This window comes from Parashewanella sp. 2210YD4-3, from assembly GCF_056591735.1.
The window spans coordinates 228,138-254,435 of the sequence record NZ_JBWQOG010000006.1; the positions used below are offsets into that span (position 1 = coordinate 228,138).

Genomic DNA, 26,298 nt, shown 5'->3' on the forward strand with positions numbered 1-26,298 from the left:
TATGGTTGAGGAAGTAACTAATGATGTAGAAGTTACAGCGAGTTAAAATATATCATGCGCCAGTTGATGCCACGACCTTCAATTTTTGGCTTTAACTTACCGGTTTCAGCCGGGTATTTACCTTCAGAGAAATCATGTAAATACACGATAGCATTAAAGGCTTCAGCGGCAACTGTTGGATATAGGGTTGAGTTCACAATATCGGTTAAGATTGCTTGAGGCTCACCATGCCCAATAGCACCAAAGTATTCTGCAACTCGAATTTTCACCGTAACCTCAGAATCATTCGCAAGCGGTTTGATGCTTGATAACAAATTCTTAGCTTGTTTGCCAAAGTTAGTGGCGGTAGTAACCGCCCAATAGCGCTGCATTGGGTCACTTGATTGCAGTGCTTTTTCTAATTGCGGCTTAGCTTGATTAAATGGAAGTAAACTGAGATCCGCAATCGCAAATAGCTTGTTGATATGGGCTTTATTTTTTTGCGCAAACGCTTGAATGTTTGGCATGGCATAACGGATCAAATAGCTTTCTGGATAGACCCCAAGATCCGTTAAGTCTAATAAACGGGTTTGCAGACGCTCACGTAAATTGGTTAGCAACTTTTTGTATTTGGGATCGGCGGCTAGGTTATTGACTTCGTGGGGATCTTTGCTGCTATCAAACAATTGCTCCACAGGTTTTGGATTGAAAAACTGAGATTGAGCTGCGTTCAGTTTGCCTTGCTTATGCAGTTGACGCCATTCTTGATACGCCAGCATACGATAGCGGTAGTTATTTTGTAGGCCATTAGGTAAGTAACTTTGATAGTTACGAACGTAGCGGAAATTTCCTTTTTTGATTGAGCGAACAAGGTCGTATTTTTCGTCAAAGCGATCGGCATAGGCGATAGACTCGTCTCTTGCATTTACTTCATCAAGTGTTACTTGTTTACCTAGAAAGGCTTTACCATCGAAGTATTCAGGAAGTGCAATACCTGCGAGCGTTAACAAGGTTGGTGCAAAGTCGACAAACTCAACCGTGCCTTGTACTCGTGTGGCTGCCTTGGCATTAACTAGGTGTTTGAAATTTTGTGGAACGTGCACAACCAGTGGCACACGCAAGCCTGCATCAAATAAGTAGCCTTTACTGCGTGGCAATACCCCACCATGATCACCAAAGTAGAAGATAAAGGTGTCATCCAATAAGCCATCTTTTTTCAGCTTATCAACCGTAATGCCAACTTTACCATCAATTTGAACCATCTTTTTCAGATACTTTTGATAGGTAAAGCGAGCCAATTGAGTATCTGGTAAATAGTCTGGTACTTTGATGTTTGTCAGTGTTTGAGAGTTAACTTCTTGCTGATATTGCTTGGTCTTGAAATGCATTCTTCCTTCATGGCTATCATGATGCGTCTCAACATGGAAGAATGGCTGTTCAGAGTTGTTACGGTCACGCCATGAGGCTTGTTTTGACGATTGATGCCAACCTTGTTGCTTGTCGGCTACAACGTTGTAATCGGTTTTGGCATTATTAGTCGTGTAGTAACCATTTTGGCTTAAATAAGTCTGAAACAGTTTAATGTCATTTGTTTGTGGAAGCTTGGCATCTGCACGGTGGAATTGAGTGCCAATACTAGGTGCATAAACACCAGTTGCTAATGTTGTTCGAGCAACAGAACAAACGGGACTGTTTGAATAGGCATTATCAAAGGTCAACCCTGATTCTGCAAGTGCTTCAATATTCGGAGTCGCAATGCCGTTTTCAGAAAAATGTTTAAGGTAATGTGAAGAGTTATCTTCAGAAATGATCCATACAAAATTAGGGCGTTTGGTTTCTTGAGCATAAGTGAATGCAGAAACAATCGCTAGGGAGGATACAATAGCGCATTGATATAAAAGGCTGAATTTCATTTTAGAGTTTTTTGGTTCTGATTTTTTATTGAGGTTAATTAACCTTAAAGTAAATAAAATGTCAATTAAATATGATAAATACCATTTATGTGTGTTATCTTGTGCAGAAAAATACCCATAATGGATAACAAAAATAGGTAGGGAAATGAGCTACAAAAAATTTCTTCCACTAGTTGCAGCATTACTTAGTGGGCACGTCGCTGCTCATAATTCTGATTCCATTACAGACAAGGCTGTTCAGTTACGAGAACAAGCACTTAATCATTCTGATCCATACGGGATCGTCGAATCGCTAACCGTCGAAGTAGGACACCGTTTACCGGGTACAAAAAATGACGAACTTGCTGTTGAATGGGCACTGAAAAAACTTAAATCTTTTGGTTTTGACAAGGTTTACACCGAAGACGTCGACATCCCTGTTTGGCATCGTGGTATAGAGAAAGCCGAAATCGTATTTCCATATCCCCAAAAATTAGTGATCACCGCACTGGGTGGTAGTGTACCAACGCCTAAAGACGGCATCACCGCTTCGGTAGTTCGCTTTGATTCATTTGATGCACTAAAGAAAGCGAAAAAAGGTAGCTTAAAAGGCAAAATTGCGTTTGTTGATGAATTAACTCCTAAGCACAGAGAAGGTAACGGTTACGGGAAAAACTCTGTAATTCGTCGCACCAGTGCCAGTATTGCGGCAGATAAAGGTGCGATTGGTGTGGTTATTCGCTCTATTGGTACCTCTAAAAATCGTTTTGCTCATACCGGTCAGATGAGTTACGCCAAAGGCAGCAAAAAAATTCCAATCGGTGCGCTTTCCTCACCTGATGCCAATCTTCTTGCGACCATGCTTAAGAAAGCGGGTCACGTTAAGCTGAGCATGACCCTTGCAACTGAAATTTTACCTGCGGGTAAATCGGCTAACGTGATTGCGGAAATCAAAGGCCGTGAAAAGCCAGAAGAGGTGATTATCCTTGGTGCTCACCTTGATTCTTGGGATTTAGGTACAGGTGCATTAGATGATGGTGCAGGTATTGGTATTGTGAGTGAAGCGGCAAGATTGATTGCGGGCATGCCACAAAAGCCACGTCGTACGATTCGTCTAGTATTGTGGGCTGCTGAAGAGATTGGCTTAGTCGGTTCTAAGCAATATGTACGTGAGCATGAAAGCGATCTTAAAAACATCAAGCTAGTATCAGAGTCTGATTTTGGTGGCAGCAATATTTTCCGCTTTGACAGTAACTTTGCTGCAAGCGACCTTCATTTTGTTAATAAAGTGATGAAAGTGCTGGCGCCACTGGGCATTGAAAAGGGCAATAATACTGCAGGTGGTGGCCCTGACAGCTGGCCATTTAGAATGAAAGGTGTTCCTGTATTCTCGTTACGTCAAAATGGTATCGATTATTTCGATTATCACCATACGCCTAATGACACCCTCGATAAGTTAGATCCTAAACAGATGCAACAAAATGTGGCTGCATGGGCTGCGGTTATCTATATGGCTGCAGAATCTGACGTTGAATTTTCACATTTGCCAGTAAAACAATAACAGCAAGGCCGTAAAACACCATGGAACAAAATAAGAGTGTAGAAGTGCCTGAGTTGGCCTCTGAACCTACAACTGAGCCACGCTCACTGAGTTTATTAATGGCGTCGCTGCCAATCTTAGTGACCTTTTTATTGCTAGTGATTGGCTATGGTCAATTTGATCTGGCGATTGAGCCGCTGCTGATCATCTCTGCTGTATTTGCAGCAGGGATTGCGGTTTATCACGGTTACACTTGGTTAAATATCCAAAATGCCATTGTAAAGAAGCTCTCTGATGCCATGCCATCATTACTGATCTTATTATTGGTGGGTGGTTTGATTGGCTCATGGGTCATTGGTGGCACGATTCCATTATTGGTGTATTACGGCTTAGCCATTATTACCCCTGAATATCTCGCGATTACTGCATTTTTAGTAACGGCGTTTGTGTCTTTATGTACAGGCACATCATGGGGTTCGGCTGGAACGATTGGTGTGGCGTTAATGGGCGTTGCGGTTAGTCTAAATGCGCCTGTCGCAATTGTGGCTGGAGCTGTGGTATCGGGGGCTTATTTTGGCGATAAACTGTCCCCACTTTCAGATACCACCAATCTTGCCCCAACCGTTGCAGGCACGGACTTGTACAGCCATATTAGACACATGCTGTGGACAACCATTCCGGGCTTTATCTTAAGCTGCATCGTTTTCACTTTTGCTTTGCAGGTAGATAGTGAGCAGCCAATGGTGTCTTCGCAAGAAGTAGCTGCAATCCTAGAAAATATTCAACAACTTTATGATTTAAATCTGCTATTACTCTTACCACCAGTATTGGTGTTGTTTGGTGCTATCAAGAAATACCCAACCATTCCTGTGATGTTGGCGGCTTGTGGTTTAGGTTGCTTTAACGCTTTTTATTTCCAAGGTTTTAGCTTGGACGTGATTTTCCAAGCTTTCTTGAATGGCTTTAATGGCAGCATGTTTCCTACAGATACCATCATTAATCCTGATGTGTCCAAAATCATTAATCGCGGTGGCGTAGCATCAATGCTTGATGTGTTGTTACTGGTGATCTGCGCCTTTTCGTTTGCAGGGGCGTTATCGGTTTCTGGTGGTCTACAAGTGATTGTTAAGCACTTTGCCAAAGGGATCACCAACGTATTCAGCTTGATTGGTGCCACTATCGCTACAACACTATTGGTTGTAGGGACTACTGCTGATGGCAAACTGGCGCTGATCATGCCAGCTGAATTGTTTAAAGATATGTATAAAGATTTCAAGCTTAGCTACACCAATTTATCTCGTACCATTGAAGATGCAGGAACGGTTATCGAGCCATTAATGCCTTGGACGGCAGCAGGTGTGTTTATGGCCTCTACCTTGAATGTCCCTACTTTGGATTACCTACCTTGGGCTATTCAGTGTCACAGCGGTGTCATATTTGCCTTAATTTTGGCAGCAACAGGTATTGGTATTTCCACTGTAAAAGCTAAGTCAAATGAACAACAAGCGGTAAATGGATAGGTGTAGCGATGACAACCAATTTCGATCATATCTGGCAACGTCGCGGCACTGATTGTTTAAAGTGGGATTTTCTGGATGAAAGCCTGCAGGCGGATGCAGAGCAAGTGCTCGCCAGCGGCGTGTCAGATTCAGACTTTGCTATTTATGCCCCTATCGTTAAAGCGGTTTCCAAACGCCTAGAACATCCTATTTTAGGCTATTCAGAACGCAGCGAACGTTACTATCAATCGGCCATTGATTGGTATCAAAAACGCCATAACTTAACTCTTAAAAAAGAGTGGTTTCATACCACAGAAGGCATTTTACCTGCAGTTGCTATGCTGATTGAGTTAACCACGAAAGAGCAAGACGCTGTCGTGGTTCAAACACCGATTTATCACGGTATTTCTCGTGTGGTAAATAACCTAGATCGCACTTTAGTGGACAATCAACTTATCAATGATAATGGCTATTATCGTATTGATTTTGATTTGCTAGAGGAGCAATTAAGCTCTGGCGTAAAAGCCATGATCTTTTGTAATCCTCATAATCCAGTTGGACGAATGTGGACGCAAGATGAAGTTTCAAGAGTCGTAGAGCTGTGTCATCGATATCAAGTGATGCTGATCAGTGATGAAGTCTGGGCTGACTACAACCTTTATGGCAAAAGCTTTAACAGTTGTCTTGCCACCAATTCAGATTGGCATCAGAAACTTGCGGTGTGCACCTCACCAACCAAGACCTTTGGTCTAACGGCGCTAAGACTTGCCAATACCATCATTAAAAATAGCCAGTTATCAGAGCAGCTTAAACGTAAGTTATCGGCTTATGGGATGGACGTGTTTAGTTGTTTAAGTGTGCAAGCCAGTATTGCGGCCTTTGAGCAAGGCGAAACATGGCTTGATGAGATGCTTAGCTACCTAGAAGCCAATATGGATTTCACGGCTGACTATTTGAGTACTCACATACCGAAAATCAAATTCCAAAAACCAGAAGCCAGTTACTTAGTCTGGTTAGATTGCCGTGAGTTAGTTCTATCTCAGCAACAACTGATGAATAAGTTGGTTCAAGAGCAAAAGCTGCTGGTGAATTATGGTGAAAACTTTGGTGAAGCAGGGCAAGGTTTTATTCGCTTAAACCTGAGTTGTCCACGCTCAATACTCGAACAAAAACTACAACGAATCGTAAAGGCATTTGCATCATGAATCTACAAGTAGGCGCATCAATTAGCCTTGTGGCTACTCTATTACTTGGTGGCACTTCGTGTGCGACTGTTTCTGAACAACAGTCGGAAAAAACGCTAGAAACCAAAAAGCCGAATATCATTTATATTCTGGCTGATGATATGGGCTATGGGGATTTAGGCTCTTACGGTCAAACTAAAATCAAAACCCCAAATCTTGATCAAATGGCATCGGAAGGCATTCGTTTTACTCAGCACTATGCTGGTTCAACTGTCTGTGGCCCATCCCGTGCCAGTTTATTAACGGGATTGCATTCAGGTAATAGTCCCGTTCGTGGAAACCCAACGTGGACCGATAGCCGTAAGCCATACGATCTACAAGATGCCGATATTACTTTAGGTGAAATGTTGAAAACCGCGGGTTATCAAACCGCGGTAATCGGCAAATGGGGGATGACGGAAGACAGAAGCTTTCCTGAAGATAAAATCAACCCAAGTATGCCCAATCAGCAAGGTTTTGATTACTTCTTTGGTTTTAAATATCACCGTGATGCCCATTATTACTACTGGGACAAACTTTGGGAAAATAACTCGCCTTATTGGTTAAAAGAAAATGATTATATGAACAATAAAGGGGTGTATACCCATGATTTGTTCACCAATAAAGCCATTGATTACATCAAACAAAGTGATAAAACCAAACCATTCTTTCTATATCTGGCTTATACCATTCCGCACCTGCCAATGACTGTGCCTGAAGACTCTAAAGCTCAGTATAAAGACTTAGGCTGGCCAAAGCGCAAGATGAATACCGAAGGCCATTACCGTAATGATAAAGAAGGTAATGTGACTTATGCAGGCATGGTTTCGCGTATGGATAGGGATATTGGCGCGTTACTTAAACTGTTAAAGCAACAAGGGCTTGATGAAAACACCTTAGTGATTTTTGCATCAGACAATGGTCACCACTACGACAATGGTTTCTTTGATTCTAATGGCCCTTTTCGTGGTAAGAAACGTGACTTATATGAAGGCGGAATTCGAGTGCCATTCATTGCCAAATGGGCAAATAAAATTAAGCCAAATACAGAATCAAATCATATCTCGGCTATGTGGGACATGATGCCAACTTTCTGTGAATTATCGGGTGCAGATTGTCCTAAGACAGACGGTGTGTCAGTTGTTCCAACATTATTAGAAAATCACCAGCAAGAGCAGCATGATTTTCTATATTGGGAATTTAATGAACGCCAAGGGCCGATTCAGGCGGTGCGTCATCAAAATTGGAAGTTAGTACGATTTTATGAAAAACCAGCAGAGCTTTATGATTTATCAACCGATGCTGGTGAACTCAACAATGTTGCAACTAAGTACCCAAACGTAGTGAAAAAAATAACAAAAATGATGGATGGTGCACGAAGCCCACATCCGCAATTTTCTTTAAAACCATTAAAAAAATAATACTAAACCTATGGGTGAATTACGGAAATATAAAAGAGTAATAGAGTGATAAGACAACCGTCCGTGACAGGATGTCACGGTCGTCAGCACATGGACGTGCGTTTCAGTTGGTGTTCACTCTATTGCTCTTGAGCTATTTGAAAAACTGATTCACACAACGAGTTATTAAGTAAATCTGGAAGCAAGAACAATGGCAAAAAAGTTAACCACAGCTGTAGCGACAGCGTTAGTGTTGTTATCAGCTGGTTGTAGCAAACCAAGTACCCCTGAGTCGACAACAGAAAAAGTAGCTGCTGAGACACCACAAAAACCAAACCTAATCGTGCTTTATGTCGATGATCTTGGTTATGGTGATGTTGGCGCTTATGGTGCAAAAGGCGTCGAAACCCCAAATATTGACAAGCTTGCCGCTGGCGGTGTGATGTTTACTGATGCGCACTCTTCATCTGCGACTTGTACACCATCGCGTTACTCATTACTTACCGGTGAGCATGGCTTTAGAAATGATGCCGCTATCTTACCCGGTGATGCACCATTGCTTATTCGTCCGGGTAAGAAAACCTTACCGTCTTTATTAAAGCAACAAGGTTATGCGACCGCTGTTGTGGGGAAATGGCACTTAGGACTCGGTAACGGCAGCGTCGATTGGAACACTGACGTTAAACCTGGGCCACTTGAAATCGGTTTTGACTATAGTTTCCTACTACCAGCAACCGGTGACCGTGTACCTACCGTTTATCTTGAAAACCATAACGTGGTGAATTTAGATAAAAACGATCCAATCACGGTGAGTTACCATGAAAAAGTGGGCAACAAGCCTACAGGGTTAACCCATCCTGAGTTGTTAAAATACCCAGCAGACCTAGAGCACAGCGAAACCATCGTTAATGGCATCAGCCGAATGGGGAGCATGACAGGTGGTGAAAAAGCGCTATGGAAAGACGAGGAATTTGCTGACATCTTTACTGAAAAAGCGGTTAAGTTTATTCGTGCCAATAAGAATCAGCCATTCTTCTTATTTCACTCTTACCATGATATCCATGTTCCAAGAATGCCACATGAACGCTTTAAAGGGAAAAGCTCAATGGGACCAAGAGGGGATGCCATTGTTCAAATGGATTGGATTTCTGGTGAAATCGTTAAAGAGCTGGAACGCTTAGGTATTGATGATAACACTATGATTGTCTTCACCAGTGATAATGGCCCCGTATTACATGATGGCTATTTTGACCAAGCCAAAGAGCTGGTTGGCGATCACAAACCCGGTGGCGTATATCGCGGTGGTAAATATGGTGCGTATGAAGGTGCAACCCGTGTTCCAACGATTGTTTACTGGAAAGGAAAAATTCAACCGATTGAATCTGATGCTTTGATCTCTCAAATGGATTTATATGCGTCTTTCGCCAAGCTGATCGATGCGCCACTTGCAGAGGGTGAAGCCCAAGACAGTAAAGATTTTCTTGATGTATTCATGGGTAAGTCTCAGGCTGCTCGTGATTATTTGATTGAAGAATCGGTAGGTACGATATCTTTGCGTTACAAAAATTGGAAACTGATTGATAAAGCCAGCAAGATCCCTAATTGGATTGCTGATAAGAAAATGGACGTTGGATTCAGTGATGAACCACAGCTGTTTGATCTCTCCAAAGATCCGAGTGAGCAAAATAATGTTGCAACAGCTCACCCTGAATTAGTGAATCAGCTACAGCAAAAAATCCAAGATATTAAGCAAAACGGATATTAAATTTATCGATAAAACAGCTGGATTCCATAGTCGAATACAAGTCAGTTAAGCATTTTTATCGTCGCTCCTGCGAAGGCAGGAGCCTAGTGTCTTAAGCTTCTTCAAGCAAGGAACTGGATGCCTGCCTCCGCAGGCATGACAGATTTTATTTAATGATGGGCAGTAGGCTTCTATATCCAGCTTTTTTATTGCTTCTAAAATAGAACGGATCTTCTCTATGACTCGCATAAAATGTTTGATGAACAACGTTACTCAAATATTCCTAGTAACACTAGGAAGCTTATTTTTGTCGCAAGTCACATTGGCTGCTACACCATCTAAATTTGATGCAATTAAATCAAGTAAACAACCCAATGTTCTTGTGGTATTAGTTGATGATCTTGGTTGGTCAGATGCACACAATCAAGAAGCTGGTCTATATGAAACGCCGAATTTAGAACAATTTGCCAAGGAAGGGGTTCGATTTACCGATGCCTATGCCCCAGCCTCTATCTGCTCGCCCTCTCGAGCTGCAATTTTGACAGGTAAGCATCCTGCTCGTTTACAAATTACAGATTGGATCCCCGGTCATAAAGGGAGAAATAAAAAGCTCATTACGCCAAGTATTAAACATCAACTTCCCCTTGAGGAAATAACCCTTGCTGAGCTGTTTAAAAGTGGAGGATATAAGACGATGTTTGCAGGAAAGTGGCACTTAGGTGACAAAGGCTATTTACCTAAAAATCAAGGCTTTGATATTGCTATGGGCGGCTACCACAAAGGCAGCCCAAGGGGAGGGTATTATTCACCTTATGATAACCCTGAATTACAAGATGGCCCAAAAGGCGAATACTTGACGGATAGGCTGACCAATGAAGTCATAAACTTTATTACACAAAACCGAGATCAGCCATTTTTTGCTTACCTGTCCTATTACACGGTTCACACACCGATTGAAGCGAACAAAAAATATATTGATCGATTTGTAAAAAAAGCGAAAACGCTAGAGCGACCAAAACAAGCGTCTTTTATTCAAGAGAGATCCTCGTTAACTAAAACCCAAAAAGATAACCCCGCTTTTGCATCAATGCTCTATTCGATGGATGACAATTTTGGCCGATTACTTCGTCATTTGGATAATGTGGGACTGAAAGAGAATACCATCGTCGTGTTTACATCGGATAACGGTGGTTTATCAACGCTTGCGAGAAAGGTTGGGCCGACCTCAAACTTACCACTTCGCGCGGGTAAGGGGTGGTTATACGAGGGAGGGATACGTGTTCCTATGTTAATAAGAGCGCCTGCTTTGGTTAAAGCTGGAACCGTGTCTTCACAGCCTGTATCGGGCATCGACTTATTTCCTACCTTAGCCCATATGACTGGTATTCAACTGTCTGAAGAACAATTAGATGGTAAAAACTTAATGCCTTTGTTCACACCAGAAAGAACCGCTTTTTCTAGAGAAGCACTGTACTGGCATTATCCTCATTACCATGGTTCAGGTTGGACACCCGGTGCGGCCGTTAGAACAAAAGATTGGAAACTTATCGAATTTTATGAAGAGCAGCGGACCGAGTTATACCATATCAGCAAGGATCTTAGAGAAAAGACTAATCTTGCCGAGCAGTACCCACAAAAAGTAAAGGAATTAAAGGTACTACTCGAAAAATGGCAAAAATCAATCGGAGCGGCTATGCCTAGAACTAATCCAAGGCTTCAAAAAAGCGATTAGAGCGTGGCAAGTAATGGTTATCGTAATTTAGCGACATCACCACTTGCTTGCTCCTTCCGATAATTTCATTTCTTGGCACAAAGCCAATCATTCTTGAATCGGCGCTGTGATCTCGGTTGTCACCAAGGACGAGATAGTGCCCATTTGGAACGCTAACGGTATCAAAACTCGCATAATTTGAATTGGCTTTATCCGTTCTAATCTTGTGCTTTATCCCCAACAAATCTTCTTGCTTATCATCGGCTAAACCATTATTTGAAATAGCTCGATAAGACAATGGCTTGCCATTGATACTAAGTTTATTTTCATTTAATTCAATCACATCACCCGGAATACCAATTACTCGTTTTATCAGCCTTTCATCAGCCACTTTTGATTCAAAAATGATAATGTCTCCACGTTGCGGATCAGACAATCTATAAAGCGAAGTATGAGTAAATGGGATGCGAATATCGTAAGCCATTTTATTAGCGAAAATTCGGTCACCTTCCAATATGGTGGGTTTCATTGAGCCTGTCGGTACGGTATACCAATCGGCTACTGCACTACGAAACACACTCATTAGAACAAGAAAAATGATTAAGCCTCTATTGTCTTTGAAGCTTTTAAGTAGCCAACTTTTCATACACATCCTTTTTGTGGTTGAGCAAGTGGCTTGTTGAAGAGAGCTCTAAGTCCTCCCCGCATCCACTGAAATACACTGCCCAGTAATTAACGTACTTTGGTTTGACGCTAAAAAAAGCGCTAAGTTCGCAACATCTTCAGGCTGAATGCGTTTTTTTATGGCTAAATGCTCCATCCACTTCTGTTCTTGCTCATCGGTGAGCCAAGAATCTAGCTGTTTTTGAGTGGCAACCCAGCCCGGAAGAATGGCATTAACGCGAATGTTGTCTTTGCCAAAATCTTTAGCAAGTGCTTTCGTCATCCCCATTAACCCTGCTTTAGCGGTGATATAAGGCGCCATGCTTTCCATTCCTATTATTGCATTAATTGAGCCAAAATTAATGATGCTGCCGCTTTGTTGAGTCTTCATTATTTTGTGGACGGATTGAGCGGCAGTAAAAGCAGGGGTTAAGTTAATATTTAAACTATCATTCCATTGTGTGAGTGTGACATCGGAAGTGTCAAAACGAGCATCATCAGCCGCACAATTGATCAGTACATCTAAACCTTTAAAATGTTGTTGGGCATCAATGATCGCCTGTTGCAATTCATGGGTATGGCTAATGTCTAATTGACGAAACCAAATATCCTGTTTTTTCTCAGAAAAGGCTTCAAGTAGATCAACAGCAGCGTCAAGGTTTATATCGACAAAAGCGACCTTTGCACCTTGCTGTAAAAAAGCACTGATCACAGCAGCGCCGATCCCAGATGCACCCCCAGTAACGAAAACGGTTTTGTTGTTTAAACAATGATATTGAGTTGTTGTTACCACTAACTTACCCATTTACTAAATATTCTTATTAATATTACTTTATTTACTCTATAGGTTAACGACTTTGCAAGTAGGAAACAGTAAATAATGGCTGTTTTGCTGTAAAACCAGCCAAAAAGCAAACAGCATGGTGTTCACATAGACAATATTTTAGATTGAGGTATAGTGACCAAGCTCAAATACTGTTGATTTTTTGTTAATGTTAGTGCTGGTGTTAGTGTACAATGACCAACTTTTATTTTTAGTATCAATGATATATTGAGTATAAAGTAGAAGAATTAACTGTGTTCTGGTGGTTGTACCAGAGATTAACACTACAGTTAAGTAAAAAATTAACGTAAGATATTTTCTTGATTGCATTACGGCAAATCAGATTTTACTTAAGTCCTGTGCAATTTTGACAGGTAGTTGAATAATAAATAACAAAGCATCAAATAAGAGCTGGATATGGCTACAAATATAAAGCATAACTTAACCTATCAATTGACGCATGATTTAGGTAAAGCAATTGTAACGGGGACTTATAAGGTCAATGAAAGTTTGCCTACAGAGGCAGAACTGTCTTTGGAATATGATGTCAGCCGTAGCGCAACACGAGAAGCGGTAAAAATGCTTTCTGCGAAAGGGTTAATTACTTCAAGACCAAAAAAAGGGATTACGGTATTACCAGAAGAAAGCTGGAATATGTTTGATACCGATGTTCTTGGTTGGATACTGAGTAGTAACCCTTCTCTTAAGGTGTTGAAATCTTTCACTGAAGTCCGTGCAGCCATTGAACCCAGTGCCGCAGCATTAGCAGCAGTCAACGCATCGGAAGAAGAACTCGCTGAAATAGAGCAAGCACTTGAACGGATGAAAGCAGCCGAAAAAGGCTTAGATGATTTCTTAGATTCTGATATCGCATTTCATACTAGTTTGCTAAAAGCCAGTAGTAATCCGTTTATCATTCAATTAACGGATTTTATTAGTACTGCACTTAAAGTCAGTATTCGTTATACCAACGCCACAAAAGGCGCGACTGCTGATATTGAAGCGCATACAAAGATTTTGAATGCGATTAAATCGGGTGAGCCTGATGCGGCACGGCAATGTGTCAAAGAGATTTTGGATGAAGCGATAGAGCTGATTAATTCTAATCTTTAAACTTTGATAAAAAAGAGGCTCAAGTATCTGTGGGAGAATGTAGATACATGAGCCTCAACAGGGTAACTGTTACCTAAAGCGAGTTACTGTTCAAACCGATACTCACCTTTGTTAAAGGTGTATTTTTTACGTAGTGCTTTATTCCACACAAATCTTTCTTTACTTCTTTTGCGCTCAGATTTCGGGACACCCATTACGGCTCCATTTTCAAAGCAAAACACCATTTGTAATTTACCGCTAGATTGTTCGGGCTCGTTGATCACGCAAGTAAACTTGCCACCATCTTTAATGTCGCAAACGTACATTTTTTGCCAGTAAGGACTTTTTATCGAATTCGGGGTATCAGCAATGACAACACTGTGTGCAGGGTAGTCGGTCTTTAACTGACCTTTGACAATAATTTGATTTTTGCTTTTGTCAAAATGTGCTTGATAGTCATTCAGCGAAAAGTTGATTTTTTTATCTATGTCTTTGTCTGTGCCTGTAAATACTGGATTTTTCCATAACATAGCAGCTGATGCTTTGGATAAATAGACACGTTCATCACCCTTAGTTTTGCGCTTATAGACTTTATTCACAGGCCCCATTAACGAGTTACCTAAGCCATCTTTTTGATGAGGGCCATTATGAGGTAAGCCTAAGGCGTGTCCCATTTCATGGACGACGGCCTTGAGAAGAAATGCATCAGCCGTTCCCTTAGCTGCTAATGAACCATTAACATCTATATCACCGTTAACATCTTTAAAGCCAGCGCGTGAAAAACCGCCTTGAAAATCACCACCGCCAACATAAGCGCCTTTTTTTAGCTTTTTAGGATAGTAAAATGCCCACCAGAATTGGTGATCTTTTGGCAAACCGTATTGCTTTGACGTCTGAGCTATTACTGATTTTTTATAAAAACCATAGTTTTCGTATTTTTTACTGGCGTGAGTATAGCGGCCTTCTACGTAATTAACTTTTACCTTACCATCAGCACCACGGTTAAGTTTGAATGGTTGTGTTACAGGGTAACCCCAATAGTTCATCCAATGGTTGTAAAATTTCTCACTGATATTGGCAACTTCATTCAAGCGTTGCTCAGTTTTTTGAGGTGCTGCTTGTCCTTTAGGGGTAAACATTACCATATGGATGAGACTGTCGGTTTTTGCTTGCTCTTGATCGGCAGCCAAGCCCGTATGACTCATTAATAATGAACAGCAGCCGATAGCGATAGTGCTTAATTTTGTTTTCATTTTAAGTACCTTAATTATCTTTTTCTGTAATCAGGACGGCCTTTTTCAGGCACAACGGCTTGAGTGTCTTTACGCCACTGGATCAATTCTTCATGCAGTTTGTTAGCGATCTTTGGGTGTTTGCTCGCAAGGTTTTGGCTTTCACTAAGATCATGTTTGACGTTGTATAGCTCAAGGTGACCATCATCGAAATATTCAATGAGTTTCCAATCACCAGAACGAATTGCACTGGCGGGCTTTCCTCTCCAGCCCGTGTTTGCTTTTTTGCTTAGCGGCTCAGGGGTATAGTTTTGTAAACCTTTACCAGAAAGGTACAGTGGGTAATGCCAAAATAGAGAACGAGAAGTAACTTCTTTGCCTTTCAAAGCAGGCAGAATACTGATGCCATCTAATGGCTGCTTAATTTTTGATAATGATGTTTTGGCAATATCAGCAAAGGTTGGCAGCATATCAACGGTATTGATTGGTGTTGCTGACTTGGTGTTTGGTTTGATGGTTCCTGTCCAACGGGCGGCAAATGGCACGCGAATGCCGCCTTCATACAATGAACCTTTACCACCGCGCAGTGGCGCATTGATGGAAATGTTATTTAGACCGCCATTATCTGAGGTGTAAATAACAAGGGTGTTTTCATCAAGTTGATAGTGATTTAGCGTTTTCAGCACTCGACCGACACCAGTATCGACTGCTTCAACCATCGCCGCATACGTTGGGTTGTATTTACGGCCACTGTTATGTAGCGGGTGATCTTTAAGCTTGTTTTTGTATTTTTTGACGACCTTAGGATCGGCAACTAATGGAATATGGACATCCCAATAAGACATGAACAAGAAGAAAGGCTTATGTTTATTCTGTTTGATGAAATTTACACTGGCATCAGTAATTCGGACGGATGCATTGGCATCGTTGTAATATTTACCTTCTGGACCCGCAATGCCATCACTACTGCTGATATCAAAACCTTGAGTATCTTTGCCTACATGCCATTTACCAAAGCGAGCACTGGTATAACCCGCTTGCTTGAGCACTTCAGCGACACTGGTGGTGCTTGAGGGTAAATCATTGAGTACTTCAAATGGGCGAGGGCCTGATTTAAATCCAAAAGACTTAAGGCGCTTATCATCCAATACCACTTTGAGTTTCATCAAGCGCGGGTCACCTTTAGATGCGGCGCCCGGAGTATAGATTTTATGTCTTGGTGTATAACTACCAGAAATAAATGATGCGCGAGTTGGTGCACAGTTAGGGCCAGCACTATAGGCATCAGTGAAGGTCATTCCTTCACTTGCAAGGCGGTCAATATTAGGTGTTTCATAGAAGTCAGCGCCATTAAAGCCGACGTCTTTCCAACCTTGATCATCAGCCAGAATAAAGATGATATTGGGCCTTTTTTCAAAGGCTGTAGGTGCTTTGGTTGCCGCAACACTGGGGAAGAGGCTGCAAGACAGAATTAAACTACCTAATGAAAGCGCGAGAGTTTTAGTATTTAGCTTCATGCTTATTTGCTCTTCTTTTCATAAGTGGATAAATATTTATCGCGTAACTGTGTTCTGCGAGATTCAAGCTTGTAAGACTGCCCTTCAATAAAGACAGCATCAGCATTAGTGGTGACTTCCAAAGGATCACCATCCCAAATCACAAAATCAGCCACCTTGTTTTTGCTCAAATCTCCAACCTTAGAGAGGTTAAAAATTTTGGCAGGGTTCGTGGTGATGGCTTTGAGAGCACTGGCATGAGATAGCCCATGTGCCACTGCGATCCCTGCTGACTGTCTGACTAAGAACGCGCGTTGATTGCTGTTCTCATAAGTAAAGGCAAACAGGACTCCTGCTTTATCTAATAGTGCTGCATTGTCGTAACGAGCGCCAAGCTTATCAAAATCCACAGGACGATTTTCTTGAGGGTTGATAAGTACTGGAATGTCAGCATTGGCTAGCTCATTTGCGACTTTCCAGGCTTCGGCTGCGCCTGTGATCACCAGCTTAATGTCATACTGCTGTTTAAACTTAATGGCTTGCATTAACTCAATAGCATTATTGACCTCTAACAGCAGTGGCTTATCACCTTGGATCACAGGAAACAACGCCTGCATATTACGCGGGCTTAGAGTAAATGAACTAGTATCTTTACCTTTTTTTACAGCGGATTGATGCTTTTTGAAATAAGCCACTTCATCCATGATTCGATAAAGACGTTCCCATGCAATATTACGATTCACAATGCCTTTTAAACTGGCTTTCATCGGCCCTTGTGAAAGTAAGGTGGTGTGATCGCCACTGAGTTTGATTACTACACCTGAACCATGGAAAAGTTTACCTGAGCTGGTTGGTACCGTGATGGCGCGAGTGACACCATGGCGACGGTTTTCAGCAATGGCTATCGCATTATGATTAAAGGCATAATCAATGCGATAAGCGGCATTTAAATCGCTGCCTCTGGCACTTTGAACATCGGCGGTTGGATTTCCGGGCAGATCAAATAAGCCAATTTGGCTGGCTGGGTAAATAATACCGGCAGTAATGTGCTTACCTGTAGCATCAATGCGCTTAGCTTTACTTGGAATGCTAATGTTTTTGCCTACTGCTTTGATGTTGCCATCTTCAATCAATAGGGTGCCATTGGTGATGACACCTTTACTCGATGACGTGTGGATAGTAGCGCCCGTCACAGCTAGTGTTTCGGATAGACTTTGCTGGCTAAACATACTGGTGAATAACACAGAAAGACTAAGCAGTAATGGTTTGTTAAGTTTCATCTTATCGGGCCCCATGTTATTCGTTAATGCCTAATTCAAAATCACTCTGGATCTTGTTGAAGTTGGTTTTTCTATCGAACATGAGATTACCGTCAATATAAACCTGCTCGGCTAAGGTATAACTACTGAATGGATCACCGCTCCATAACACTACGTCAGCGTTTTTGCCTTTCTCTAATGAGCCTGTAACGTCATCAATCCCTAAGATTTGGGCTGCGTTTAATGTTAACCAACGAAAGGCTTGTGCCTTAGAAATATTGAGTCCAACTTTGTTGCCATCAGCCCATGCTTTAGCGGCTTCTTGATTGAGTTTTTGAACTTGGGTTGCAGAATCTGAGTGTACTACGGCACAGGCACCTTGGCTGGCCAGCATAGGCACGTTTTCATCAATGGCATCAAAGGATTCCATTTTAAAGCCCCACCAATCGGCCCACATAGCGGAGCAAATGTTTTCTTTAGCAAGTGTGTTAGCAATTTTGTAGCTTTCTACGGCATGATGAAAAGCCGTGATCTTGTAATCGAATTCTTTACTGAGATTGATCATCGAGTTCATTTCATCGGCTCGATAGCAATGAATGTGAACTAGAATCTCATCGTCCAGTACACCGACTAGGGTATCTAAAGCGACATTACGTGCAGGAGGTGTGGCTTTTTTTCCTGCCTTTAGGGCTTGTTCATAATTTTGCCATTTCTGTTTATAAGCTTTAGCGTCCTGCCATGCCTTACGATAGCCTGCCATGTTGCCCATGCTGGTTTTTGGGCCGCCTTTATTGCCGTAAGTGCGTTTGGGGTTTTCACCACAAGCCATTTTTATACTGTAGGGTGCATTCGGAAACTTCATGCCTTCACGGCTAATACTCGGAACGTTTTTAATGGTCACGCCGCGACCACCAAACAAGTTGGCTGAGCCGGGAAGTACTAGCATTGTAGTGATACCGCCTTTTAAAGCTCTCGAAAATTCAGGGGCTTGTGGCCAAATTGAATGTTCTGCCCAAACTTCAGGTGTTACGGGTTTCGTCCACTCGTTACCTTCTTTTTGTGATTTATGATTTGGGGATGAAAATAGCCCTAAGTGAGAGTGGGCATCAATAATGCCGGGTGTGAGCCATTTACCTGTGCCGTCAATTTTTTTTGCATTATTGGGAATGTGTATATTGTTACCTAAATCTACGATTTTGCCGGCTTTCATTACGATACTGGCATTATTGATTTGCTTACCATCGCCAGTTAGTACGGTCGCATTGGTGATGGCAATGAGTTGTGAAGACTCAGGAGAATAAGTGCTTGGATAAGGATCCTTGTTAATGGTATGAGCGTAAGCTTGTGGCACTAATAAGCTGGCGGCTACAGCAATCGTTTGCCACCGAATATTTATTTTTTTTAGTTTTTTGAGTAATGGCATGGTGATTATTTGCTAGTAAGTGAAAGGAAAAGAGCCTAATGCTAGGCATTAGGCTCTGTGATGCTTACAAATTAAAACTTGTAAGTGGCACCAAGGACGGCACGTCTATCGTTAATCGCGAAATCACGAGGACGGTATTCATCTTGGTAATATGAATGTACTTCTTTGTTGTTGATGTTCTTCAGACTTAATTTAACTTTAAACTTCTTAGAGAACTTGTAGTTAAATGAAGCATCTAACACACCTCCACCAGAATTAAATAAAGGTCTTCCAGAGATCAAGTTATCAAAGTACTTATCACGCCAGTTCCAAGTGACACGGGCTGAGAACTTATCGTCTTCATAGATACCCACAAGGTTATAACTGGTTTTAGACAAGTCTTGCAGCGGTAAATCAAGGCCTTCAATTTGCGATGGAGCTTCAGAGTCGATATAGGTGGCATTGGCTTTCACACCAAAGTTTGCCCAAATGCCTGGTAGGAAGTCAAAGAACTGCTGATAAGACGCTGCAAAACCTTTGAGATTGCCTTTTTCCCCATTTACACGACGTGTTGTTTCAAACGTTTCACCAAAGAAAGTTTCTTCTTCAGTTACTTTTTGTAAGAAACCATCAACTTCTTTATAAAATAAGACACCAGTTAAGGCTGTTGAGTCGTTTACATACCACTCAACACCAATATCAAATTGGTCAGCTGTGAAAGCCTTAAGATCTGGGTTTCCTGCATTTGCTGTAAGTTGTCCATAGTTTAATCGAACACCAGGTGCTAGGTCTGCGAAATTAGGTTGAGACATTACCCGAGAAGCAGCCACACGAACTAACACCTCATCACTGACTTCAAACTTAACGTTGAGTGATGGTAAAAACGTAGTTTCATCATTTTCAGATTTGCTTGGAACGTACTCATTATCTTTGTTAAGGATTAAGCCCTCACCGTCACGCTGAGTATCGACTACACGAAGGCCAAAGTTACCGCCAACAGGAATATTTCCGATTTCACTTTCGAAGTTAGCTTGAACATATGCTGCTAAAGTATTCTCAGTAATATCGAAACGTAAGTTGTTTGCTGGTGCTGTGGATGTGGCTTCTAGACCTAAGGCTTCGCGAACAAAAACATCATTGCTGCGAATTTTTTCCATATCAGTGATAATAAATCCCGAAGGTAAATTTGCTTCACCGTCATAAAAACCTGTATCAGATAGGCCAAAGTAACCATCTAACGCAGATGTAGCTTTTCTGAATGGCGTTTTCTTCGAATGACGTTTTAGTAGGTCAAAGCCTGAACGTTCAGCATCACGTTTCGTATAACGAAAACCTGTTTCAACTGATTGGAAAAAATCTCCGTTGATATCGTAAGTTAAGTCTGCTCTAAAGGCTACTTCGTCACTTTTGGTATTAGTGATTTGGTCGCGGAACTGATCAATAATAAAGTTAGCTTCATTGTTTATGAACTCATCAGGAAAGGTTACTTTCGGAGATGAATTGTTCGCATTGGTATAATCAACCGTAATTTCGTCTTTTTTGGACGTGTCAGTAAGTCTTAGGTTTTTAAATATAATATCTGTTTCACTACTTACATAACTGGCTTGCAACTCTAACGTGAAGTCATCAATGAAGTATTCCGCACCAATGGCTGCATCGTAAGTACTGGTTTTGCGTTCCTCAATTTGCGATAAAGATTCCATTATTGGATTGATGAACGTGATTTTCGTTACGTCCAAATTAGGGTCATCAAACGTGGCCCCCTTAGTTTTCACTTTACCATTAGCTCTGTAGGCTAATTGATCACGACGAGTATCATTTTTAAAGTCAATATAGCCAAGATCCAAGAAATAGTGAGAATTTTCATTTGGATCCCAATCTAGACGCACAACAACATTGTTACGTTTAGTCTCTTCTGTTCCGTATGTAAATCCGCCTCCAGCTGAACGCTTCGCATCTTCTTTTCCGCCATCTAAATCAACAGAAAATGGGAATGTTCTCTGACGATCAAAGCGAGTGTTACGAGTTTGGTGATTAACTGCGAGTAGTGCACCAAATTCGCCGTATTCAGTGTCAAATGAGTCACCAATCATGCCTGAAAATTTTGGAGCCCACTTTTCAGAAAGATCCGCATACTGAGCTTGAACGTTGATCGAGCCTTTTGACTTATTAAAGTTCGTGGTTTTTACACGCTGTAAATCCAGCGTACCTGCAATACCACCTTCAATTTGGTTAGCTTGTGGGGATTTGTAAACTTTAATGCCTGACAAACTTTCAGAAGGAATGTCTTTTACGTTGATGTTACGACCAATGCCGGTAAACATGGTGCGGCCGTTCATGGTAGTAATGCTTCGACCTAGACCACGGATCGATATTTCACTGCCTTCACCAGTTTGGCTACGACCGATTTGAACACCTGGGAGACGCTGAAGCGTTTCGGCAATGTTAGAGTCTGAGAACTTACCGATGTCTTCTGCGACAATCACATCAACAACTTGGTTAGCTTCACGTTTGTCACGTAGGCCAGATTCTAATGCGGACTTAATGCCTGAAACTTGGATGCGTTCTACATCATTGTGCTTTTTCTTAGCTTTTGCTTGGCTTTCTTCTCTTTGCTCAGCGATTGTATTACTTACTTCCTGTGCGATCAAAGATGGTGTAAAACCTAAACCTATGAGTGTTGCCCCTATGAGCAGCTTGCGGTTAGATGTCAAAATTTTTCTCCTTTTATTGTTTTTATCAGATCGAGGGTTAACGTTTTACTTCTCAAAGCCGCGAGGCATAACATTGAGTGTAAAATTGAAGACGTCTATAAGTGCATAGGGTACTGCCGCAAATATAGGCTACACGACCTATAGTGACCTGAATGTACAAATATATAACATATCGGACAATTATAATAAATATGCTAAATAAGCTTTATTTTTAAGTAAAAAGTCATCTTTTGAGGGGGTAAACGATTAACCTTATGTGTATCAATGTGTTACTGTGTATTTTGTGAGGTGTAGGTAAATGTGTTTTTTTAACAATAAAAATTTAATTGTTAATGAATTCGCCTATAGCAACGTATTCAATCCGGTATTTTTTAAGCAATGAATTTCGAGATATTAGCTTAATGGTTATTCAAAATTATTATTTATATGATTTAATTGGGGCTCACACAAAGGAGAATAATAATGAAAAAATTGGCACGATGCCTTGCACTATGTACATTAATGGCCGCGAGTGCTCAAGCTTCACAAATGAAAGTGGTGATCTTGGGAACAGGGACTCCCAATCCTGATCCTGAACGCTCAGGTCCTGCATTAGCAGTGATCAAAGACAATCAATCTTATTTAATCGATGCGGGTCCCGGAGTGGTGCGTCGAGCAGAATCTGCTAGACAAAAGCATAACATTCCAGCCTTAGCGGCAAGTCAACTTCAAACAGCATTTCTGACCCATTTACACACCGATCACACCGTTGGATTGCCTGATCTGCTTTTTACTTCTTGGACTCTAGAGCGACCTATTCCTCTAGCCGTTTATGGTCCTGAAGGGACTAAGAAGATGATGACGCACCTTCAAAAAGCCTATCAGCAGGATATCGATATCCGTTTAAATGGTTTGGAGCCAGCCAACGATAAAGGCTATCAAGTTGATGTGACAGAGTTTAAAGGTAGTAAGCCTTTGTTGGTGAAAGGCGATTTCAAGGTTACTGCTATTCCGGTACTTCATGGTTCTTGGCAACATTCGTTTGGTTACAAGTTTGAAGACGGAAAACGTAGTATTGTGATTTCGGGCGATGCTCGACCAAGTCCAGAGCTTATTAAAGCCGCCAAAGGTGTGGATGTATTGGTACACGAAGTGTATTCAACCGAAGGCTTTAAAACTCGCCCGCCAGTGTGGCAAAAATATCACTCGTCATTTCATACTTCAACAAAAGAGTTAGCTGAGATTGCTAAGAAAACCCATCCTAAGTTATTGGTGCTTTACCATCAGTTATATTGGGGTACATCTGATGCGGATCTTATCAAAGAAATTCATAAATATGGTTACAAAGGTAAGGTGGTATCGGCGGCTGACTTGGATATGTATTGATTCATCACTGAAAGTAAAGGTAGCTCATTAAATAGAGCTACCTAATTGATTTATTAACTCTGCAATAACTGCTTTTCTACGAACTGCCATTGCTCAGGAAATTGAGCTGTTGGTTTTTTCTTGAAATCACTACGAACAAATTGAGCGATTCTACCTTCTGCAATCGCCAACAATAAATTGGCTAATACGGCTTCATCAATATGAAACCCTTGCCCTTCGCGCAAGGTTTTTTCACGCAAAATTTGTTTTAAGTGGGTTTCAATCTTTGAGAAAAGAGCGTTGATACGATCACGTAGGCGCTCATTTTCACCGAGTAGCGCATCACCATTCAACAAGCGTGAAATACCCGGATTACGCTCTGCAAACATTAATACGAGCTGTAATAACAATTGGCAGCGTTTCATGGTGTCTTTTTCTTCATCCATAATGAGGTTTATACGAGTTAGAAGGGACTCTTCCATAAACTCAATTAAGCCTTCGTACATTCTGGCTTTACTTGGAAAGTGACGGTATAGCGCGGCTTCTGAAACACCTACTTCGGCGGCTAATTTCGCGGTGGTGATCCGTTGTCCTGGGTTGGTTTCCAGCATGTGAGCTAAACATTCAAGAATATGCTGCTTGCGGCTTTTTTTCTTTGTTTCTGCCATCTTGTATTCCTACTGCACCTATAGTTGTTACTGTGTGCCAGAGTGACCAAAGCCACCTTCGCCACGCTGTGAACTATCAAATTCGTCCACTAATTTAAATTCAGCTTGAACCACAGGTACAAACACCAGTTGCGCTAAACGTTCACCGATTTGTAAGGTAAATGGCTCATTAGAGCGATTCCAACATGACACCATTAATTGACCTTGATAATCGGAATCAATTAAGCCGACTAGATTGCCTAAAACAATGCCTTTTTTATGGCCAAGACCAGAACGGGGGAGAATAACGGCCGCTAATCCAGGATCGGCGACATGAATTGCAATACCTGTTGGGATCAATTGAGTCTCACCAGGTTCAATTACCATTTCAGTGTCAATCATGGCGCGTAAATCCATACCTGCACTACCAACAGTAGCATAGTCTGGAAGAGGATATTCAGAGCCGATACGTGAGTCGAGAACTTTTAATTCAATTGGAGTTTTCATCGTTGTCCATTCTTTCAATGATAAGTTGTAGCAACTGTTGAGCTAATTCGGTTTTACTGGCAGTGGGTAAACTGTGTTGACCGCCTGACCATAATACATGCAGTGCATTATTATCGGCATTAAAGCCTTGTCCTTGAATGGCAACATCATTGGCTGCAATCATATCAAGGTTTTTGCGCTCCAGTTTGCCTTGGGCATACTCAATTACATTACTGGTTTCAGCCGCGAATCCTACCGTAAATGGTTTGTGTTTTAAATTGGCGACACTCGCTAAAATATCGGGATTGCGAGTCAGTTGTAACAGCATAGTTTCAGTTGATTTCTTTATTTTATCTGTAGCGATTTGCTCTACTTTATAGTCGGCTACCGCAGCACAACCAATAAAGATATCTTGCTCTTTGATCTCAGACATGACTGCTTCGAGCATATTCTCTGCGCTATCTACCACAATACGATTAACTTTTTCAGGTGCATTGAGGTTCACTGGGCCAGAAACTAACGTGACATTAGCACCGAGAGCTTGTGCGGCATGAGCAATGGCATATCCCATTTTTCCGGAGCTGTGGTTAGACAAATAACGAACAGGATCGATAGCTTCACGAGTTGGACCCGCTGTGATCATCACATTCTTGCCCTGAAGTGAAAGTGATTGTGCTGTAGAAAAGAAATCAATCGCCATTGAAGTGATTTCCAATGGTTCAAGCATTCTGCCTGGGCCTACTTCTCCGCAAGCCTGACTGCCGGATGCTGGTCCCCAAACGTGTGTATTTCGCTGTTGTAATACTGTTAAATTGCTTTGAGTCGCTTCGTGCACATACATTTGCTGATTCATCGCTGGGCAAATAGCTACGGGTGACTCAGTTGCGATACATAAGGTGGTGATCAGCTCATCTGCCATGCCTGCCGTGAGTCTGGCGATAAAATTCGCAGTAGCTGGCGCTATGATGATTAAATCAGCCCATCTTGCTAGCTCGATGTGTCCCATTGCTGCCTCCGCAGATGGATCGAGTAAGCTGTCAGAAACAGGGTAGCCAGATAACGCTTGTAAAGTTAACGGAGTAATAAACTCTTTTGCACTTTGGCTCATGACTACGCGAACATCAGCACCTTGCTCTTTCAGCTTTCTTACTAAATCAGCGCTTTTATAGGCGGCGATTCCACCGCAGATCCCAACGAGTATTTTTTTATGGCTCAGCTTCATGTAAGTGTTCACTAACAAAAGAATATGGATAACCATATCATAGACTCAAAATGCCCTCAAAGTATTGAAATTCCCTTGAGTCACTTAGTTGAAGTTATAGCAATTCTGATTTTTGAATAATAGACTTGATTCCTATTGTGTTGTTTATTAGATGATTTTTGACATAATGGTTTTACTTATCACCTATGATCAAGGATGAATATGGGGATTAACCACTGGCCAGAAGGAGAAGGGCCAAGAGAAAAACTTCTAGAGTCGGGAGCGACTCGATTATCCGATGCTGAATTATTGGCCATTATTTTACGTAATGGCAATAAAAATATGGATGCGGTGGAATTGGCGCGGCATCTTATTCAAGAATTTGGTGGCTTAAGGCAATTATTCTCCGCTTCATTCAAACAGATGTGTCGACTTCCGGGTGTCGGACCTGTAAAATACGCGCAGTTGCAAACTGTGGCTGAACTGTCAACGCGTTTAGCGCAACAAAGTTTGCATCGAGGTCCCGTATTATCCAGTCCCGACATTACTCGTGATTATTTAATACGTCAGTTATCGGATCGGAATTATGAAGTTTTTGCCGTGCTGTTGTTGGATAGCCAGCACCGAGTCATTCAATTTGTTGAATTATTCCGCGGCACAATAAATGCGGCATCAGTGTATCCTAGGGAAATCATAGGATTGGTGCTTGAAAAAAACGCAGCAGCTGTGATTGTTTGTCATAATCACCCTTCTGGGGTGGCGGAGCCGAGTCAGGCCGATAAGCGCATCACTGAGCGCATTCATTCTGCCTTATCTACCATAGACGTAGCTTTGCTCGATCATCTGGTAGTAGGTGACAGAGACATCGTATCGTTTGCTGAACGTGGATGGCTCTAAAATAAGGCGAATGTGGTGAAATTAACCAAGAAAACGAAAAATTCTTGATCTCAC

General features: G+C 41.7%; 20 protein-coding genes. 9 read left to right on the top strand and 11 right to left on the bottom strand.

The genetic code is table 11. The features are described from left to right. Positions 1-32: 32 nt before the first annotated feature. Positions 33-1,892: a sulfatase-like hydrolase/transferase gene (locus tag AC1EU0_RS11285; protein ID WP_480302504.1), complete on the bottom strand. Its 1,860-nt coding sequence runs from the start codon at positions 1,890-1,892 to the stop codon at positions 33-35. A gap of 145 nt (positions 1,893-2,037) precedes the next feature. Here AC1EU0_RS11285 and AC1EU0_RS11290 point away from each other — a divergent pair, with 145 nt between their 5' ends. The 6 genes from AC1EU0_RS11290 to AC1EU0_RS11315 all read left to right on the top strand — a co-directional run bounded on the left by AC1EU0_RS11290 (position 2,038) and on the right by AC1EU0_RS11315 (position 11,009). Next, the gene (locus AC1EU0_RS11290; RefSeq protein ID WP_480302505.1) at positions 2,038-3,432 is read left to right on the top strand and encodes a M20/M25/M40 family metallo-hydrolase; all 1,395 of its coding nucleotides are present in this window, start codon (positions 2,038-2,040) and stop codon (positions 3,430-3,432) included. 20 nt (positions 3,433-3,452) lie between these two features. Beyond that, positions 3,453-4,931, top strand: coding sequence for a Na+/H+ antiporter NhaC (gene nhaC / locus AC1EU0_RS11295; protein WP_480302506.1), 1,479 nt, complete (start codon positions 3,453-3,455; stop codon positions 4,929-4,931). Positions 4,932-4,939: 8 nt separating this feature from the next. Further along, positions 4,940-6,115, top strand: a complete 1,176-nt coding sequence (locus AC1EU0_RS11300; RefSeq protein WP_480302507.1) for a MalY/PatB family protein — start codon at positions 4,940-4,942, stop codon at positions 6,113-6,115. Then, positions 6,112-7,554: an arylsulfatase gene (locus AC1EU0_RS11305; protein WP_480302508.1), complete on the top strand. Its 1,443-nt coding sequence runs from the start codon at positions 6,112-6,114 to the stop codon at positions 7,552-7,554. The genes AC1EU0_RS11300 and AC1EU0_RS11305 overlap by 4 nt, the downstream gene beginning before the upstream one ends. Before the next feature lie 190 nt (positions 7,555-7,744). Further along, on the top strand, positions 7,745-9,298 hold the full coding sequence (locus AC1EU0_RS11310; RefSeq protein ID WP_480302509.1) for a sulfatase family protein: 1,554 nt from the start codon (positions 7,745-7,747) through the stop codon (positions 9,296-9,298). Between the two features lie 217 nt (positions 9,299-9,515). Continuing rightward, the gene (locus AC1EU0_RS11315) at positions 9,516-11,009 is read left to right on the top strand and encodes a sulfatase (RefSeq protein WP_480302510.1); all 1,494 of its coding nucleotides are present in this window, start codon (positions 9,516-9,518) and stop codon (positions 11,007-11,009) included. Here AC1EU0_RS11315 and lepB read toward each other — a convergent pair. Both lepB and AC1EU0_RS11325 read right to left on the bottom strand, forming a co-directional pair. Beyond that, complete coding sequence (lepB, locus tag AC1EU0_RS11320) at positions 10,981-11,634, bottom strand: signal peptidase I (protein ID WP_480302511.1); 654 nt, start codon at positions 11,632-11,634, stop codon at positions 10,981-10,983. The two genes, AC1EU0_RS11315 and lepB, sit on opposite strands and share 29 nt — an antisense overlap. A 45-nt stretch (positions 11,635-11,679) precedes the next feature. Beyond that, complete coding sequence (locus tag AC1EU0_RS11325) at positions 11,680-12,456, bottom strand: SDR family NAD(P)-dependent oxidoreductase (RefSeq protein ID WP_480302512.1); 777 nt, start codon at positions 12,454-12,456, stop codon at positions 11,680-11,682. Between the two features lie 435 nt (positions 12,457-12,891). On the opposite strand from AC1EU0_RS11325, the gene AC1EU0_RS11330 reads away from it, so the two are divergent. Next, on the top strand, positions 12,892-13,587 hold the full coding sequence (locus tag AC1EU0_RS11330) for a FadR/GntR family transcriptional regulator (protein ID WP_480302513.1): 696 nt from the start codon (positions 12,892-12,894) through the stop codon (positions 13,585-13,587). A gap of 83 nt (positions 13,588-13,670) precedes the next feature. Here AC1EU0_RS11330 and AC1EU0_RS11335 read toward each other — a convergent pair whose 3' ends face one another. The 5 genes from AC1EU0_RS11335 to AC1EU0_RS11355 form a co-directional block, all read right to left on the bottom strand. Next, a complete protein-coding gene (locus tag AC1EU0_RS11335) occupies positions 13,671-14,819 on the bottom strand; it encodes a hypothetical protein (RefSeq protein WP_480302514.1) in 1,149 nt (382 codons plus the stop codon). 14 nt (positions 14,820-14,833) lie between these two features. Then, a complete protein-coding gene (locus AC1EU0_RS11340; RefSeq protein ID WP_480302515.1) occupies positions 14,834-16,315 on the bottom strand; it encodes a sulfatase in 1,482 nt (493 codons plus the stop codon). Positions 16,316-16,317: 2 nt separating this feature from the next. Beyond that, on the bottom strand, positions 16,318-17,574 hold the full coding sequence (locus AC1EU0_RS11345; RefSeq protein ID WP_480302516.1) for an amidohydrolase family protein: 1,257 nt from the start codon (positions 17,572-17,574) through the stop codon (positions 16,318-16,320). Positions 17,575-17,590: 16 nt separating this feature from the next. After that, a complete protein-coding gene (locus tag AC1EU0_RS11350; protein ID WP_480302517.1) occupies positions 17,591-18,976 on the bottom strand; it encodes an amidohydrolase in 1,386 nt (461 codons plus the stop codon). Positions 18,977-19,047: 71 nt separating this feature from the next. Continuing rightward, positions 19,048-21,669: a TonB-dependent receptor gene (locus tag AC1EU0_RS11355; RefSeq protein WP_480302518.1), complete on the bottom strand. Its 2,622-nt coding sequence runs from the start codon at positions 21,667-21,669 to the stop codon at positions 19,048-19,050. 462 nt (positions 21,670-22,131) lie between these two features. Between AC1EU0_RS11355 and AC1EU0_RS11360 the strand changes: the two genes are divergently transcribed. Further along, a complete protein-coding gene (locus tag AC1EU0_RS11360; RefSeq protein ID WP_480302519.1) occupies positions 22,132-23,034 on the top strand; it encodes an MBL fold metallo-hydrolase in 903 nt (300 codons plus the stop codon). 53 nt (positions 23,035-23,087) lie between these two features. On the opposite strand, the gene slmA is transcribed toward AC1EU0_RS11360, so the two are convergent. Genes slmA through coaBC form a run of 3 tightly spaced genes read right to left on the bottom strand, consistent with a single transcriptional unit; the run spans position 23,088 to position 25,368 of the window. Continuing rightward, positions 23,088-23,681 carry a nucleoid occlusion factor SlmA gene (gene slmA, locus AC1EU0_RS11365; protein WP_480302520.1) on the bottom strand — a complete coding sequence of 198 codons (594 nt, stop codon included), beginning with the start codon at positions 23,679-23,681 and terminating at the stop codon, positions 23,088-23,090. Between the two features lie 27 nt (positions 23,682-23,708). After that, complete coding sequence (gene dut, locus AC1EU0_RS11370; RefSeq protein WP_480302521.1) at positions 23,709-24,167, bottom strand: dUTP diphosphatase; 459 nt, start codon at positions 24,165-24,167, stop codon at positions 23,709-23,711. After that, complete coding sequence (coaBC, locus tag AC1EU0_RS11375) at positions 24,151-25,368, bottom strand: bifunctional phosphopantothenoylcysteine decarboxylase/phosphopantothenate--cysteine ligase CoaBC (protein WP_480302522.1); 1,218 nt, start codon at positions 25,366-25,368, stop codon at positions 24,151-24,153. Before coaBC ends, dut begins: the two co-directional genes overlap by 17 nt. Positions 25,369-25,569: 201 nt before the next feature. Between coaBC and radC the strand changes: the two genes are divergently transcribed. After that, the gene (gene radC / locus AC1EU0_RS11380) at positions 25,570-26,244 is read left to right on the top strand and encodes a RadC family protein (protein ID WP_480302523.1); all 675 of its coding nucleotides are present in this window, start codon (positions 25,570-25,572) and stop codon (positions 26,242-26,244) included. Positions 26,245-26,298 lie beyond the last annotated feature (54 nt).

Excerpts from the sequence above, each read along its gene's own strand:
- AC1EU0_RS11335 (WP_480302514.1), bottom strand. The coding sequence starts at position 14,819 with ATGAAAACAAAATTAAGCACTATCGCTATCGGCTGCTGTTCATTATTA.
- AC1EU0_RS11315 (WP_480302510.1), top strand. The coding sequence starts at position 9,516 with ATGACTCGCATAAAATGTTTGATGAACAACGTTACTCAAATATTCCTA.
- AC1EU0_RS11285 (WP_480302504.1), bottom strand. The coding sequence starts at position 1,892 with ATGAAATTCAGCCTTTTATATCAATGCGCTATTGTATCCTCCCTAGCG.
- lepB (WP_480302511.1), bottom strand. The coding sequence starts at position 11,634 with ATGAAAAGTTGGCTACTTAAAAGCTTCAAAGACAATAGAGGCTTAATC.
- coaBC (WP_480302522.1), bottom strand. The coding sequence starts at position 25,368 with ATGAAGCTGAGCCATAAAAAAATACTCGTTGGGATCTGCGGTGGAATC.
- radC (WP_480302523.1), top strand. The coding sequence starts at position 25,570 with ATGGGGATTAACCACTGGCCAGAAGGAGAAGGGCCAAGAGAAAAACTT.
- AC1EU0_RS11305 (WP_480302508.1), top strand. The coding sequence starts at position 6,112 with ATGAATCTACAAGTAGGCGCATCAATTAGCCTTGTGGCTACTCTATTA.
- AC1EU0_RS11330 (WP_480302513.1), top strand. The coding sequence starts at position 12,892 with ATGGCTACAAATATAAAGCATAACTTAACCTATCAATTGACGCATGAT.
- dut (WP_480302521.1), bottom strand. The coding sequence starts at position 24,167 with ATGAAAACTCCAATTGAATTAAAAGTTCTCGACTCACGTATCGGCTCT.
- AC1EU0_RS11300 (WP_480302507.1), top strand. The coding sequence starts at position 4,940 with ATGACAACCAATTTCGATCATATCTGGCAACGTCGCGGCACTGATTGT.
- AC1EU0_RS11290 (WP_480302505.1), top strand. The coding sequence starts at position 2,038 with ATGAGCTACAAAAAATTTCTTCCACTAGTTGCAGCATTACTTAGTGGG.
- nhaC (WP_480302506.1), top strand. The coding sequence starts at position 3,453 with ATGGAACAAAATAAGAGTGTAGAAGTGCCTGAGTTGGCCTCTGAACCT.
- AC1EU0_RS11360 (WP_480302519.1), top strand. The coding sequence starts at position 22,132 with ATGAAAAAATTGGCACGATGCCTTGCACTATGTACATTAATGGCCGCG.
- slmA (WP_480302520.1), bottom strand. The coding sequence starts at position 23,681 with ATGGCAGAAACAAAGAAAAAAAGCCGCAAGCAGCATATTCTTGAATGT.
- AC1EU0_RS11340 (WP_480302515.1), bottom strand. The coding sequence starts at position 16,315 with ATGAAGCTAAATACTAAAACTCTCGCGCTTTCATTAGGTAGTTTAATT.
- AC1EU0_RS11345 (WP_480302516.1), bottom strand. The coding sequence starts at position 17,574 with ATGAAACTTAACAAACCATTACTGCTTAGTCTTTCTGTGTTATTCACC.
- AC1EU0_RS11310 (WP_480302509.1), top strand. The coding sequence starts at position 7,745 with ATGGCAAAAAAGTTAACCACAGCTGTAGCGACAGCGTTAGTGTTGTTA.
- AC1EU0_RS11350 (WP_480302517.1), bottom strand. The coding sequence starts at position 18,976 with ATGCCATTACTCAAAAAACTAAAAAAAATAAATATTCGGTGGCAAACG.
- AC1EU0_RS11325 (WP_480302512.1), bottom strand. The coding sequence starts at position 12,456 with ATGGGTAAGTTAGTGGTAACAACAACTCAATATCATTGTTTAAACAAC.